The following is a 13,742-nucleotide window of genomic DNA, read 5'->3' on the forward strand; positions in this document are numbered from 1 at the left end:
AACTAAAGCCCTCCCAGCGGCAGCAGCGTGCCGTTCAAGCCGTCCAGAACCGGGCGGTCCCCGAGGGGCTCCGCCAGCGTCCAGCTCACCGGCTCGATCAGCAGCTGATCGGTGCACTCGCCGGAGTCGCGCCGCACGCCGCCGGCGACGACCACCACGTGGGGACGCTCGACGACGACCGGGGTGATGTCGCGGTCGCAGGCGCCGACACCGAGCTGGTAACGCAGTTCCAGCCCGTCGACGCCGGTGACCCCCTGGGCCGCGACCATCTCCGCCGGCGCCGCACGGTTGGGGGTCGCGGCCGGGGCCGGGCTCGCCGCCACCGCCTCCACCGCCGCCCGCAGCACCCCGCGCCCGCCGGAGATCTCGAACCGCCACGCCGGCACGGTCGCCACACCCCGGCTGGTGCGCATCTCCATCGTCGCGAGCGACGCCCCCGACACCGTCAACCCGACGCAGTCGCCACCCGCGGGCGCCGACACAGAGCCATCACCGGACGGCGCCACAGAAACTGAAGGCCCCACGGACGAACACGGCGGAGGATCACCCAGATCCATCAGCCGGTACGCCTCGGCGGCGCTCAACAACGGCGCGGTCAGCTCACCGTCGCGGAACAGCACCTTGCCCGCCGCCGGCTTGTCGGCCGGAAGAGTGACCGCCGTTTCCCACCAACCGGCCGCCGCGGCCCGCTTCTCCACCTCGGTCAACTCACCGTCGACGCCGGTCGGCTCCTGCAGCGGCACGTAACCGGTGCGCCACGCGTCGCCCGCCGGCGACCAGGCGTCGGCCACCTCGGCCGCCCACTGGGCGACCGCCTCGTAGTCATGGTCGGGCGACGAAGGCCCGCCGCCGTCGCCGACACCGCCCGGCGAGGCACACGCCGACAGCGCCACGACAAGGACGCCACCGACGACGGCGGCGAGACGACCCGCCAGTACGAAGCTCATGCCGTTTCGACGGTCGTCCCCACCCGCCGGTTCCGCGAGATCACCCGATCAGGTCAGGTTTCTCCCCCGATGTCGGTCTCGTACGCGTCATAGACCAGGTCGGCCCCGCGTTGCCGGTGCCGCGACAGCGCCCGCAGGATCTCCTCGCCGCAGGAGCGCAGTTCGGCGACCCGCGTGCCCGCCAGATCCGCGCGCCGTTGCAGCGCCGCCATCGACACCGCGACCGCGGCGTGCTCCCGGATCAGCTTGCGCACCTGGTTGTGCAGCCGCGGCGCGTGTTCGAGCAACTCGGCATACAAGCCGTCCTCGCCCTCGGTCACCACGATGTGCTCGGCGAACGCGCCGCGCAGCGTCCGCAGCCGGGTGCTGAACCGTTCCCGCCAACCCGGCTCGGCACTGGGTGACGCGATCGCGTGCTCGAACATCTGGATCTCGCGGAGCAACGCCGCCCGGTGCCGCCGCGCCACCTGCAGGGAAATCGCATCGACGAAAGGTCGTGTGCCGCCCACCGCACACCTCCCGATAGAGGCCCTGCACCGATAGTGACGGCGGTCACACCGCGCTGTAAAGGGGATCGGGCGAAACCGTTCGTACCTCTGCGATCTCGGCATCCCATCAGTCCCGCCGGACCCGCTAGCGTGGCTGACCATGACCCGGTACGGCGCGATGTACGGCCCCGACATCACCTTCCTCGGCGTGCCACCCTGCGACCTCGACACACCCGAGGCCTGGGCGGACGCCGACGTCGTCATCCTCGGCGCGCCGTTCGACGGCGGCACCTCGCACCGCCCCGGCACCCGGTTCGGCCCGTCGGCTATGCGCCAGGCCTGCTATCTCCCGCACGACGGCTCGCGGCCCGCGCTCGCGTTGCGCACCGACGGGCTCAAGGACATCACGGTGTACGACGCCGGCGACGTCGAGTGCTTCTCCGGCGACATCGAGAAGAGCGTGCGGGTGATCGAGCAGGCGGTCGCGACGATCGCCGGCAACGGCGCGATCCCGGTCGTGCTCGGTGGCGACCACACGATCGCGCTGCCCGACGTCACCGGCGTCGCCCGGGCGCACGGCTTCGGCCGCGTCTCGGTGGTGCACTTCGACGCGCACGCCGACACGGGCAACTCCGAGTTCGGGTCGCTGCTCGGGCACGGGCAGCCGATGCGCCGGCTGATCGAGTCGGGGGCCGCCCGCGGCGACCGGTTCCTGCAGATCGGGCTGCGAGGCTACTGGCCCGGCCCGGAGACGCTCGACTGGATGGCCGAGCAGGGCATGCGGGCGTACGAGATGAGCGAGATCGTGTCCCGCGGCCTGGACACCTGCCTGACGGAAGCGTTCGCCATCGCGGTCGACGAGTGCGACGGCGTGTTCCTCTCGGTCGACGTCGATGTGGTCGATCCCGGCATGGCACCGGGCACCGGCACGCCCGAGCCGGGCGGGCTTACCTCGCGCGAGCTCCTCGACGCGGTCCGCCGGGTCTGCCTCGAGCTGCCGGTCGTGGGTGTCGACGTGGTCGAGGTCTCGCCGCCGTACGACCACGCGGAGGTCACCGCTTTCCTCGCGAACCGGGTCGTGCTGGAGGCGCTGTCCGCCATCGCGTACCGCCGCACCGCGCGGCAAGCCTGGGACCCGACCCGTCCGCTGCTCGAGGGCCGGCGGCCGGCATGAGATTCGTCACCGGCGATTGTCCATACCGGCCGGTCGGGGTCTGATCGACGCATGGTCGTGGTCACCGGCACCGTGCAGCGGACCGCCTGGCAGCGCAAGGAGTTGCCACCGGTCGAGCAGGTGCGGCCCGGCCTCTGGTCGATCCCGGTGCCGATGGCCGGCAGCCCCCTGCGCTACGTGCTCGTCTACGCGCTCGCGCTGCCCGACGGCGTGGCGCTGGTCGACGCCGGCTGGCCCACCGACGACGCCTGGTCGGCGCTGATCGAGGGCCTCGGTGCGTGCGGCTACGCGCTGACCGACGTGCGGGCCGTGCTGGTCACCCACTGGCACGCCGATCACCACGGCCTGGCGGGGTCCGTGCGCGAGGCGTCCGGCGCGTGGATCGGCATGCACGCGCTCGACGCGGCGGCGGTGAGGGGGCGCAGCGATCCGGAGGCGTTTCGCACGAACATCACCGCCTGGGTACGCGCGCGCGGCGGCGGCGACGCCGACGTGGCCGAGACGGTCGGCTCACTCGCGGACGCCCAGCGGTTCCGCGCGCTGGCGGCACCGGACCGGCTGATCGACGACGGGGACCAGCCGGTGGACGGCATCCGCGCGGTGTGGACACCCGGTCACACCGCCGGCCATCTCTGCTTCTTCGACGAGGAGCGGCGGCTGCTGCTCGCCGGCGACCACGTGCTGCCGCGGATCAGCCCGAACATCACCCTTCACCCGGGCCAGACCGACGACCCGCTCGGTGACTTCCTCGCCTCGCTCACCCGCACGGGTGAACTGCCGGCCGACGAGGTGCTGCCGGCGCACGAGTACCGGTTCACCGGCCTGCGCGATCGGGTCGCCGCCCTGCACGCCCATCATGCGGCCCGGCTGGCCGAGGTGACCCGGCTGGTGGCGGCGGCGCCGGGCGCGACGACCTGGGAGATCGCCTCCGCGCTCACGTGGTCCCGACCGTGGCCGCAGGTGCAGGGCATGATCCGGCGCTCCGCGGTCGGTGAGACGTACGCGCATCTGGAGCACCTGTCCCGGGGCGGCGCGGTCGTGCGGGGGGACGCCGCGGTCGATCACTGGCGGCTAGCCTGACCGTCATGAACTGGACCCTGGAAGTCGTCATCGTGCCGGTTTCCGATGTGGAACGGTCGAAGGCGTTCTATGCGGAGAAGCTCGGCTTCGCGGTCGACCACGACACGGAGGGCCCGGGCTTCCGGATCGTGCAACTGACCCCGCCCGGCTCCGGCTGCTCCGTGGTGATCGGCTACGGGGCCGTGCCCCAGATGCCGCCGGGCTCGGTCAAGGGCCTGCAGCTGGTGGTCAACGACCTGGTCGCGGCGCGGGAGCAACTCGTCGCGCGCGGGGTCGAGGTCAGCGACATCATCGTGTACGGCGCGGCGGGCCCACGGGCGCACGAGGAGGGCGACGACCTCAACAACGTGGGGTTCGTCAACTTCACCGATCCCGACGGCAACGCGTGGGCGGTACAGCAGATCACGAACCGGGCCTGAGACGAAAGGAACGGTCCGTTGTTAACGCATAGCGTTAACAACGGACCGTTCCTTTCGACACGCGGCTCCAGCCGCTGACCCGCACCAGCACGCCGGCCGAGGCGTGGGCCAGCGGCTCGCCCGTGGGCGTCGGGAGGCCGGCCGCCTCGACGAGGTTCTGGTCGAGGGCGCCGACCTCCGCCCGGCGCAGCGGCCACGGCCCGTGTTCGGCGTCGGCGGCCACGAGCGTGCCGTCACGCCAGACGCTGTAGAGGCGGTGGCGGGCGGTCAGGAAGTGCTCCAGGTCCGACGGGGCGCTGATCGGCTGTCCGACGTGGACGGTCGCGTCGCAGCGCCGGTCGCGGTCGCGGTGCCGGCGGCACCGGTAGACGTGCGTCGGGCCGTCGATCTCCACCGACATCCTGGACCAGACGTACGGCAGGGCGTACGCGCGACGGCCGACCACGACCGGTGCGAGGCGGGCCGCGTCGAGGGAGAAGAACCAGATGCCGGCGCGACCGTCGGGCCCCCGCACATAGGTGCGCACGTTGGTCTCCGGAAAGCGCGACAACCAGGGCACCGCGGGGACGAACGGGGCGCGGATCCCGGCCATCTCGAACGGGACCAGCCCGACCCAGGCGGCGCCGCTGGGTTCCTCGACCGTGAGGCCCGGGGGCAGCAGCGCCTGGACCGCCGGCGCGGGGTAGCGCCAGTGCAGGAAGGTGAGGTCGCGCCAGGTCTGGAACATGACCGGGCGCTCGACCACCGGCGAGTCGCTCACGATCTCCACGGTATGCGCTGCGGACCGAGGCGACAGATGGGCCTCTCATGGGTCACAATTGCGCGCGGAGGGGAGTATTCCTTCGCGGCGATGTCGTCAGCACGGCTGCCGCCCGGTCTCGGCCGGGCGAAGGCCCGGCTTCGCCGGTCGTGGCGGTTCGCCGTCCTGATGGAAGAGACCTCCGACAGCCACCATCAGTGGCGTCTTCTCGACGCCTCGTGACTGCCGGAGGAACATTTGCCAACCATGGACGTTTCGGGTGCCGTTTGGGCGGTCACCCTCGTCGTACTCGTCGCGATTCTGCTCGCCGACCTGCTCATCGTCGGCCGCCGCCCGCACGAGCCGACCACCCGCGAGTCGACCCTCTGGGTCGGGCTCTACGTCGGGCTCGCGCTGCTGTTCGGCGTCGGCGTGTGGATCTTCAGCGGGGCGGAGTTCGCGGGTCAGTTCTACGCGGGCTGGCTCACCGAATACAGCCTCTCCGTCGACAACCTGTTCGTCTTCGTGATCATCATGAGCCGGTTCGCGGTGCCGCGGCATCTCCAGCAGGAAGTGCTGCTGATCGGCATCATCCTGGCCCTGCTCATGCGCGGCGCGTTCATCGCGGCCGGCTCGGCGCTGATCTCCCAGTTCGCCTGGGTCTTCTACATCTTCGGCGCGTTCCTGATCTACACGGCGATCAGCTTCGCCCGGCAGGGCCAGCACGTCGGTGGCGACTTCAGCGAAAACATGGCGATCCGCTGGGTACGGCGGGCGGTCCCGTTCTCGTCGGACTTCAACGGCGTCAAGCTGCGTACGGTCGACGACGCGGGTCGCAAGCTGTTCACCCCGATGCTGATCGTCCTGATCGCCATCGGCACCACCGACCTGATCTTCGCGCTGGACTCCATCCCGGCCATCTTCGGCGTGACGAAGAGCCCGTACCTGGTCTTCACCGCGAACGTCTTCGCCCTGATGGGCCTGCGGCAGTTGTACTTCCTGCTGGGCCACCTGCTCGACCGACTGGTCTACCTCAACCTGGGCCTGGCGGTGGTGCTGGGCTTCATCGGCGTCAAACTGGTCCTGGAGGCGCTGGCGGACAACAACGTCCCGTTCATCAACGGCGGCGAGCACGTGGCCTGGGCGCCGCACATCGAGATCTGGCTGTCCCTGACGATCATCATCGGCACACTCCTGATCGCCACGGTCGCGAGCCTGATCAAGTCGGCCCGCGACAAGCGCTCGGAGTTGGAGCAGCCAAAGGTCGACGCGATCCACTGACGCCACCCGACCCCGGCGGCGGTCCGACCGACCGCCGCCGGGGTCCGGCGTTCGCGTACGCGGATGATCCGGCAGAGTCGACGCATGACCAACGTTCCGGTGCCCGACGAGCGGACCATCTACTCGTCTGCGCTCCACGGCGGCGTCGACTCCGCGGCCTGGCCCGTGTTCAGCGCGCACGCCCTCGAGATGCTGCGGTCGGTCGGTGAGGTCCTGCGGCCCGAGCCCGGCGAGCAGTTGTGGGACGCCGGCGATCCGTACCACCTGAATCTTGTCCTGAGCGGTGGTGTGCAGCTCGTCGACCGCCGGGACGACCGCGTCGTGTTCGTGATCGAAGCGGGCGATTTCGTCGGTGAGCTCGGCATGCTGATGGGGCAGCGGGCGTTCCTGCCCGGCGTCGCCATGAAGAACACCGAGCTGCTCCGGGTACGCGTGCCCGACCTGCGCACGCTCATCGAGATCTCGGGGGAGCTGAGCGACGTCCTGCTCGCCGCGTTGGACGCTCGCCGGGGCCTGCTGACGAGGCTGGGCGAGGGCGGTCTCGTGCTCGCCGGCGACGACGACCGCGACCTGCACCGGCTGCAGGACTTCGCCGAGCGCAACCACCTTCCCTATCGGACGGTGCTGCGCTCCGACCCGTCGGCCTGGGCGGACCTGGCGAAGACCTGCGCCTTGCCGGAGGCCGGCACCGCCGTCGTGACCGGGGCGCGCCGGGTGTTGAACGCGCCGACGACCCGGGACCTGGCGACCGCGCTCGGGATCGACCTGTGGGGCATCGCGCCCGGCGCGCGGTGCGACCTGCTGGTCGTGGGTGCGGGGCCGGCCGGGCTGGCCGCCGCGGTCTACGGGTCCTCGGAGGGGCTCGACGTGGTCGTCGTCGAGGACGTCGCGATCGGTGGCCAGGCCGGCAGCTCGTCGCGGATCGAGAACTACCTCGGCTCGTACCGTGGCGTGTCCGGTGTCGAACTGGCGCGGGCGGGGATGCTGCAGGCGGTCAAGTTCGGGACGCGGCTGGTGTCACCCCGCTCCGTCACCGGGCTGTCGCGGGTGCCCGACGGGTTCCGGGTACGGCTCGACGACGAGCACGACGTCCTCGCCACGGCCGTGATCATCGCGAGCGGGGTCCGGTACCGGCGCCTCGACCTGCCCGGCCTGGCCGACCTGGAGGGACGCGGCGTCTACTACGCGGCGAGCCAGCTCGAGGCCAAGGTGGTGGCGGGCCGGAACGCGGTCGTGGTCGGCGGCGCCAACTCGGCCGGCCAGGCCGCGCTCTTCCTGGCGCGCCACGCGGGCCAGGTGCACGTCCTGATCCGCCGCGACGACCTCCGCGAGACGATGTCGAACTACCTGGCGCAGCGCCTGACCCACCACGAGCGGATCACCGTCCACCCGCGGTCGGAGCTGAGCGCGGTCGCGGGTGCGGACCGGCTCGACGCGCTGACCTGGCGCGACCACCGCGAGGACCGGGACGTGCACCTCGACGCGGCCGCGCTCTTCCTGATGATCGGCGCGGACCCCTGCACGGAGTGGCTGCACGACGCGGGCGTCGACCTGGACGCCAAGGGCTTCGTGGTCACCCACGACGGCTTCGCCACGACGCTGCCGGGCCTGTTCGCCGTCGGTGACGTCCGGGCCGGCTCGGTGAAGCGGGTGGCCTCCGCGGTCGGCGAGGGCTCGGTCGTCATCTCCGCGATCCACACGCACCTGGCCGGCCTCGCCGCCGAGGCCGCGCCCGGAGGCTAGGCCGCGGCGAGGCGGTCGGGGACCAGCAGGCGGCGGAGCTCGGAGACGCACATCATGTAGCCGCTCGGGGTCGGCAGGCGGTCGAGGTAGTAGTCGAGGTCGGTGCCGAGCGCGAAGACGCGGACGGGCGTCCCGGCCTCGTGTGCGGCGTCGACCACCCGGCGCAGGCCGTCGACGACCGCCGGGTGCCGGGTGCGGTAGGACTCGGCCACGAGGTGGTTGCTGCGGTCGGCGGCCAGGTAGAACTGCGCCAGGTCCTTGGTGCCCACGAACAGCTCGTCGGCACCGGCGGCGCAGATGGCCGGCGTGGCGTGCACCGCGGCCGGCGTCTCGATGAAGGCGGCCAGCGGCGTGCCGGCGGGCAGGCCGAGGTGCGGCCGCAGCCGCGCGTACTCCTCCGCGTCGGTGAGGAACGGCGCCGCCAGGTGCACCCGGTCGGCGTCGGGGCCGAGCCGTGCCCGCAGCGTCGCGAGCATGACGTGCAGCGCGGCCGGATACGTGTCGGAGCGCAGCAGCCAGCGGGTGCCGTGCAGGCCCATGTCGGGGTTGGGCTCGCGCGGCACCGTCGCCCACTCCGTGATGTGCGCGGCGTCGTCCGAGCGCAGGTCGAGCAGGCGCAGGATCAGCCGCTGGCCCGGCAGGAGCGCCTCGACGTAGGCCCGTAGCTGTTCCGCGACCGCACGCCCGTACCCCTTGACCGAATGGCCGCCCCGGAGCGCGTCGATGGGGCGCAGGCCCGCGGCGAGACAGAGGAACTCCTCCCGGAGGAAGAAGGACTCGACGCGCCCACCGCTCGCGTTGAGGCTTTCGACGTCGCGGAGGTCGGCGATCACCGCGCAGGCGGACCCGAGCAGGTCAGGCGCCGCGACCGGCGGGTCCGGCAGGACACCGCGATCAGTCACGGCGCCGACGACGACCGATTCGCGGGCGAGGTCGAGCGTCACCTCGCCGGCGACCCGGCCCAGGTCGGCCGGGTCGACGCGCAGCACCGGGATGCCCTTGGCGCGGCAGATGGACTGCATGTGCCCGGTCCGGCCGCCGGCGCTGCAGACGACCGCGCGCGCCACCATGAGCGCGTCGTACAACTTCGGTGTGAGTGCCGGTGTGACGAGGATCGAGCCTTCCACCGGCCGGTCGGAGCGGTTGCAGGGACCGGCCACCACCGATCCGGTGCCTCGAATGAGCAGGTCGCCACGAATCACGTGCCCTCCGCATCCTGGATGCCCAACTGCCGGCGTAGTTGGCGCGGTGTCACCGAGACGTCGGTCAGCCGCTGGACCGCCGCCTGGTTGACGGCGGCGACCATGAGCGCGCACCGCCCGTCGGCGGGCACGGCCTGACAGCGGTGCGTGGACCGCAGGTGGGACCCGAGGCGCGCGTCGAGGCGTTGGCGCTCGGCCCGGGACGGCGTGGCGAGCCGCTTCACCTCCATCGAGACGGCCTGCTCGAACGCGGAGTGCGTCGTGAACGAGCGTTGGTGTTCCGCGGCTGCCTGGCGGGCGGAGCCGGGCGGTTCGAGCCGGTCGATCACGTGGGCGGCGACCACGATGGAATGGTTCTTGATCGCGGCGAGGTTGAACGCGAACGCACCGGTACGACCGTTGCGGATGATCTCGTCGCCCTCGCGCATCACGCCGATGGCGGAGAGCATCTCCACCGGCTCGCCGTCGGGTCGCAGCGGCGTGCCGTGCCGGTCGATCTCGATGCCACGCCCGGTGCGACGGTGCGGGGTGACGAGCCGGTTGGCCACCAGGTTGGTCCACAGTGGCGAGTTGACCACGGTGTAGTCGGTCTCCCGCCCGAAGTTGCACACCACCAGATCGGCCTGGATGACCCGTGACCCGACGACGACGTCCAGCCGGCCCGACCCGGCCGGCCGGACCCGCTCGATCCGGCCGACGACGACCTCGACCGAACCGTGGTCGGCGGACATCGCCCGCTCGACGATCGCCGTCGTGTAGGGCACCGCACCGACCCGCAGCGTGGCGACCTGGGTGCTGAACTCGTTGAGCAGCGCCCGCAGCTCGTCGGTCGGGATCTGCTCGATGGCCCTCGGCAGGTAGGGCTCCCACGCCTTCGCGACCCGTTCCGTGACGATCCGCTGGTCCATGTCGGGGTGCTCCCGGGTGACCGCGGCGCGGGCGGCGTCCCACTCGGCGCGGAGCCGGGCGAGGAACTCGGGACGGTCCCGGTACGGCGCGAACAGCGTCGCCGGCGCCGGGAGGTCCACCACGCCGTGCTCGTGGTCGTCGGGATAGGTCCGGGGCGTGGCACCCGACTTGGAGACCAGGTAGACGGTGCCGGTGTGCCCCTGGCGGAGGAGCAGGGCCACCGAGTCGTACGCGCTGAGCACCGTCCCGACGATCAGGACCGTCGCGTCCGCCGGTGTCGCTTCCAGCCGGCGCACGCCGTCGGTCGAGTACGGATGCCGGATGAACGCGTCGTGCCCGAGCACGCCCGCGGCGAAGGCCGGCTGCTTGAGCTCGAGGCCGGTGGCGAGGATGACGTGGTCGGCCGCCAGCGTCGTGATCTCACCGGACGGCTGCCGGATCGACGCGTCGACGTGGTCGGCGCGGACGTCGAGGTCCACGGCCTCGCCTTCCGCCTCGACGAGCGTGACGTCGGGATAGGCCTCCAGGCGCGCCTGCATGATGCGGTCGCCCAGGTAGTCGTGGTAGATCCGGCGCGGGGCCGGCCCGTGCTCGACGAACGTGAAGTCGGTCCACGGCGCGGGCCAGCCCGTCCGGTCGGCCTCGTGGTTGGCCCAGCTCACGAAGTCGTTGACAGCTTCGCGGAACGCCGACATGCGGCCGGCCTGGATGTTGAACACGTGGTCCCAGGGATTGCCGTCGCGGTGGTAGGCCACGCCCGCGTACCGGTAGTCGTGCCGGCGTTCGAGCAGGACGACCTCGAGCGGCCGGCGCGCGAACCGCAGGAGCCGGATCGCCGTCGCCGTGCCGGCCAGCCCGGCGCCGACGACGAGGACTCGGGGACGACGCATGCTGCCTCCGTCATGGTCACGCGGGCCCGGCAGTCCATGGTGACCACGAAGGAGGCGGTTCCTCTACTTCCGTGATGCGGTGTTCCGGCTCAGCGCAGCGTCAGCGGCGTCTCCGACTCGACGCGGGAAAGCTTCTCCGGGTTGCGGACGTAGTAGATGCCGGTGACCCGGGAGTCCTCGATCCGCAGCGCGGCCACGCCGTCGAGCACGCCGTCGAGGCGGAACAGCAGAGCCGGGCCGCCGTTGATCGTCGTGGCCTCGGTGCTGAGCGTGCCGCCGACCTTGCGCATGCTGCCGACGAAGAAGCGGATCGCCTTCTCCGCGCCGACGATCGGCTGCGGCGCCGCCAGCTTGCGGCCGCCGCCGTCGCTGACCACGACCACGTCCGGTGCGAGCACGTCCATCAGGGCGCGCAGGTCGTTGGTCTCGACCGCGTGCTGGAACGCCGCCAGCGCCGCCCGCCGCTCGACCGGCGAGACGGCCTTGCGGGGGCGGCGGGCCTCGACGTGCTGCCGGGCGCGGTGCGCGATCTGGCGTACGGTCGCCGGGCTCTTGCCGATGGCCTCCGCGATCTCGTCGTAGTCGACCTCGAACACCTCGCGCAGCACGAAGACGGCGCGCTCGTTGGGGGAGAGCGTCTCGAGGACGAGCATCATCGCCATCGACACGCTCTCGGCGAGATCGGCGTCCTCGGCCGCGTCCGGCGCGGTGAGCAGGGGCTCGGGCAGCCAACGACCGACGTACGCCTCCTTGCGCCGTTTCATGGTCCGCAGCCGGTTGAGCGACTGCCGGGTGGTGATCCGGATCAGGTACGCGCGCTGGTCGCGTACCTGATCCAGATCGACCTTGACCCAGCGCAACCACGTCTCCTGCAGCACGTCCTCCGCGTCGGCCGCCGATCCGAGGATCTCGTAGGCGACGGTGAAGAGCAGGTTCCGATGGGCGACGAAGGCCTCGGTCGCGGGGTCGGTCATCGCACCGCCCGCTCCCGCAGCACGCGCCGGCGCTGGGGGTCCTTGAACCACAGGTTGAGCGAGCCGGGCTTGCGTGCCTCGTGCGAGAGCTGCCAGACGGTGTTCTTGCAGACGCCCTCCTTGAGCATCGCCATGCCCTTGCCGGCCAGGTGGTAGAAACCCGTCACGGTGTCGTCCCGCTTCGCGTACTGGACCACTCCGGCGCGGCGGCCCAGGCTGATGCACTGGCCGAAGAGGCCGACGTCGAAGGTGGCCGGCTGCTTGCCGTCGATCCGGCTCAACACCGTCTCGGCGGCCTGCGGGCCGAGCTGGACCGCGGACTGGCAGCTCATCCGGACCGGCAGGTTCGACGGCGCACCCGCGTCGCCGGCCGCGACGATGCGGGGGTCGTCCACGCTGGTGAGGGTCTCGTCGGTGAGCAGGCGCCCGAGGGCGTCGGTGCTCAGCCCGCTGCGAGCGGCCAGGTCCGGGACGGCGAACCCCGCCGTCCAGATGGTCACGTCGCTGCGCAGCTCGCGACCGTCCGCGAGCTGGACCGCATCACGCGTCACGCTGGTCACGGTCGCTCCATCACCCTCGATCAACGTTACGCCGAGCTTCTTCAGTCGGGTGGCCACCGCGCGGCGCGCCTTCGGGTGCAGGTAGGCCCCGAGCACCCGGCCGCACACCAGCGTCACCCGCCGGCCCTGCTCGGCCAGCTCGGACGCGGTCTCGATGCCGGTCGACCCGGCGCCGACCACCGTCAACGTGGCCGCCGGGGACGCGGCGTCGACGACCGGCCGCAGGCGCCGGGCCTGCTCCATCGTCGAGATCGGGTACGCGTACTCGGCCGCGCCGGGCAGCGTCGGCTCGGCGCTGCCGCTGCCCACCGCGTAGATCAGGTAGTCGTAGCCGAGGCCGCCGCCGGTCTCCAGGGCGACCCGGCGCTCGGCGGCGTCGATCCGCGTCACGGTGTCGACGACCAGCTCGACGCCGCCGGCCAGGATCGACCGGTAGTCGACGACCGCGTCGTCCGACCCGCCGACGAGCTGGTGCAGCCGGATCCGCTCCACGAACGCGGGCCGCGGATTGATCAACGTCACCCGGACTCCCGGGCGCTTGGTCAGGCGGTTGGCCGCCAGCACGCCGGCGTACCCGCCGCCGATCACGATCACTTCGGTGTTCTCAGCCATGACCTCTCTCCTTCGTCTCCAAGGTGGCGACCTCAAGACACCGGCCGCGCGACGGTTTGTGACATCACGTGACCCGGACCACTGGTTCGGGCTCGGCCCCAGGCTCGACCCCAGGTGAACGGTCATGCTGGGACGGGCCGAGACCGACGACTGGATTGCGTGGCTGATGAGAGGCACCGCCCCGCGGGGCAACCCCCTGTTCGACGAGCTGCGCTCGGTGCACCGGATGCTCCGGCGCGACCTGGCCGCGGTGCGCCGCCTGGCGGACGCGGCGGCCGGGGGAGCACCGGCCCGCGACGTCCGGGCCGGGGTGGCCAAGCTGAAGACCAACGGGCCGCTGTTCCAGCTCCGGGTGAACTGCCTGAGCTACTGCCAGGTGGTGCACCGCCACCACCACAACGAGGACGAGTCCCTGTTCCCGGCGATCGTCCGCGCGGCCCCACACCTGCGCACGACGGTCGCGAAGCTGAAGGCCGACCACCAGCAGGTCGCGGACCTGCTGGACCAGGTGGAGGGGGCGGCCCGCCAGCTGGGCGCCAAGGACCCGGCGCCGCGGGCCCGGTTGGTCACGGCACTGCGCGCACTCTCGGACCACCTGCTGGAACACCTGGCGTACGAAGAGGACAAGCTCGAGCCGGTCCTGGCGCAATGGAAGACCTGGCCCGGCCGCCGCTGACTGCCGTGCTGTCCGTCAGATATCGAAGGAAGGAGACCACCTAGGCCC

The 13,742-nt window shown here is 71.8% G+C and carries 13 protein-coding genes; 6 read left to right on the forward strand and 7 right to left on the reverse strand.

Annotation, left to right across the window (positions count from 1 at the left end; translation table 11 throughout):
- Positions 1 to 2: 2 nt before the first annotated feature.
- Positions 3 to 947: a hypothetical protein gene (locus tag Asi02nite_RS24155; RefSeq protein ID WP_203716182.1), complete on the reverse strand. Its 945-nt coding sequence runs from the start codon at positions 945 to 947 to the stop codon at positions 3 to 5.
- A 53-nt stretch (positions 948 to 1,000) separates the two neighbouring features.
- Complete coding sequence (locus Asi02nite_RS24160; RefSeq protein ID WP_203716183.1) at positions 1,001 to 1,414, reverse strand: hypothetical protein; 414 nt, start codon at positions 1,412 to 1,414, stop codon at positions 1,001 to 1,003.
- Between the two features lie 181 nt (positions 1,415 to 1,595).
- On the opposite strand from Asi02nite_RS24160, the gene speB reads away from it, so the two are divergent.
- Genes speB through Asi02nite_RS24175 form a run of 3 tightly spaced genes read left to right on the forward strand, consistent with a single transcriptional unit; the run spans position 1,596 to position 4,108 of the window.
- Positions 1,596 to 2,609 (forward strand): agmatinase, encoded by a 1,014-nt coding sequence (gene speB / locus Asi02nite_RS24165; RefSeq protein WP_203716184.1) that lies wholly within the window; start codon positions 1,596 to 1,598, stop codon positions 2,607 to 2,609.
- Positions 2,610 to 2,660: 51 nt separating this feature from the next.
- Positions 2,661 to 3,689 carry an MBL fold metallo-hydrolase gene (locus Asi02nite_RS24170; RefSeq protein ID WP_203716185.1) on the forward strand — a complete coding sequence of 343 codons (1,029 nt, stop codon included), beginning with the start codon at positions 2,661 to 2,663 and terminating at the stop codon, positions 3,687 to 3,689.
- Positions 3,690 to 3,694: 5 nt separating this feature from the next.
- The gene (locus Asi02nite_RS24175; protein ID WP_203716186.1) at positions 3,695 to 4,108 is read left to right on the forward strand and encodes a VOC family protein; all 414 of its coding nucleotides are present in this window, start codon (positions 3,695 to 3,697) and stop codon (positions 4,106 to 4,108) included.
- Between the two features lie 34 nt (positions 4,109 to 4,142).
- Here the strand turns inward: Asi02nite_RS24175 and Asi02nite_RS24180 are convergent, their stop codons facing one another.
- Positions 4,143 to 4,868 carry a YqjF family protein gene (locus Asi02nite_RS24180; protein ID WP_203716187.1) on the reverse strand — a complete coding sequence of 242 codons (726 nt, stop codon included), beginning with the start codon at positions 4,866 to 4,868 and terminating at the stop codon, positions 4,143 to 4,145.
- A 246-nt stretch (positions 4,869 to 5,114) separates the two neighbouring features.
- Between Asi02nite_RS24180 and Asi02nite_RS24185 the strand changes: the two genes are divergently transcribed.
- Together Asi02nite_RS24185 and Asi02nite_RS24190 are read left to right on the forward strand one after the other, a co-directional pair.
- Positions 5,115 to 6,128: a TerC family protein gene (locus Asi02nite_RS24185; protein ID WP_203716188.1), complete on the forward strand. Its 1,014-nt coding sequence runs from the start codon at positions 5,115 to 5,117 to the stop codon at positions 6,126 to 6,128.
- Between the two features lie 84 nt (positions 6,129 to 6,212).
- Entirely contained in the window at positions 6,213 to 7,871 is a 1,659-nt protein-coding gene (locus tag Asi02nite_RS24190; RefSeq protein ID WP_203716189.1) for an FAD-dependent oxidoreductase, read from the forward strand.
- Here Asi02nite_RS24190 and Asi02nite_RS24195 read toward each other — a convergent pair.
- The 4 genes from Asi02nite_RS24195 to Asi02nite_RS24210 form a co-directional block, all read right to left on the reverse strand.
- On the reverse strand, positions 7,868 to 9,073 hold the full coding sequence (locus tag Asi02nite_RS24195) for a putative PEP-binding protein (RefSeq protein ID WP_203716190.1): 1,206 nt from the start codon (positions 9,071 to 9,073) through the stop codon (positions 7,868 to 7,870). The two genes, Asi02nite_RS24190 and Asi02nite_RS24195, sit on opposite strands and share 4 nt — an antisense overlap.
- Complete coding sequence (locus tag Asi02nite_RS24200; RefSeq protein WP_203716191.1) at positions 9,070 to 10,872, reverse strand: FAD/NAD(P)-binding protein; 1,803 nt, start codon at positions 10,870 to 10,872, stop codon at positions 9,070 to 9,072. Before Asi02nite_RS24200 ends, Asi02nite_RS24195 begins: the two co-directional genes overlap by 4 nt.
- 89 nt (positions 10,873 to 10,961) lie before the next feature.
- Positions 10,962 to 11,846, reverse strand: coding sequence for an RNA polymerase sigma-70 factor (locus Asi02nite_RS24205; RefSeq protein WP_203716192.1), 885 nt, complete (start codon positions 11,844 to 11,846; stop codon positions 10,962 to 10,964).
- On the reverse strand, positions 11,843 to 13,018 hold the full coding sequence (locus Asi02nite_RS24210; protein ID WP_203716193.1) for an NAD(P)/FAD-dependent oxidoreductase: 1,176 nt from the start codon (positions 13,016 to 13,018) through the stop codon (positions 11,843 to 11,845). The genes Asi02nite_RS24205 and Asi02nite_RS24210 overlap by 4 nt, the downstream gene beginning before the upstream one ends.
- Positions 13,019 to 13,184: 166 nt before the next feature.
- Here Asi02nite_RS24210 and Asi02nite_RS24215 point away from each other — a divergent pair, with 166 nt between their 5' ends.
- A complete protein-coding gene (locus Asi02nite_RS24215) occupies positions 13,185 to 13,694 on the forward strand; it encodes a hemerythrin domain-containing protein (protein ID WP_203716194.1) in 510 nt (169 codons plus the stop codon).
- The last annotated feature ends 48 nt before the right edge of the window (positions 13,695 to 13,742 follow it).

This window comes from Asanoa siamensis (assembly GCF_016862555.1).
GTDB lineage: Bacteria > Actinomycetota > Actinomycetes > Mycobacteriales > Micromonosporaceae > Asanoa > Asanoa siamensis.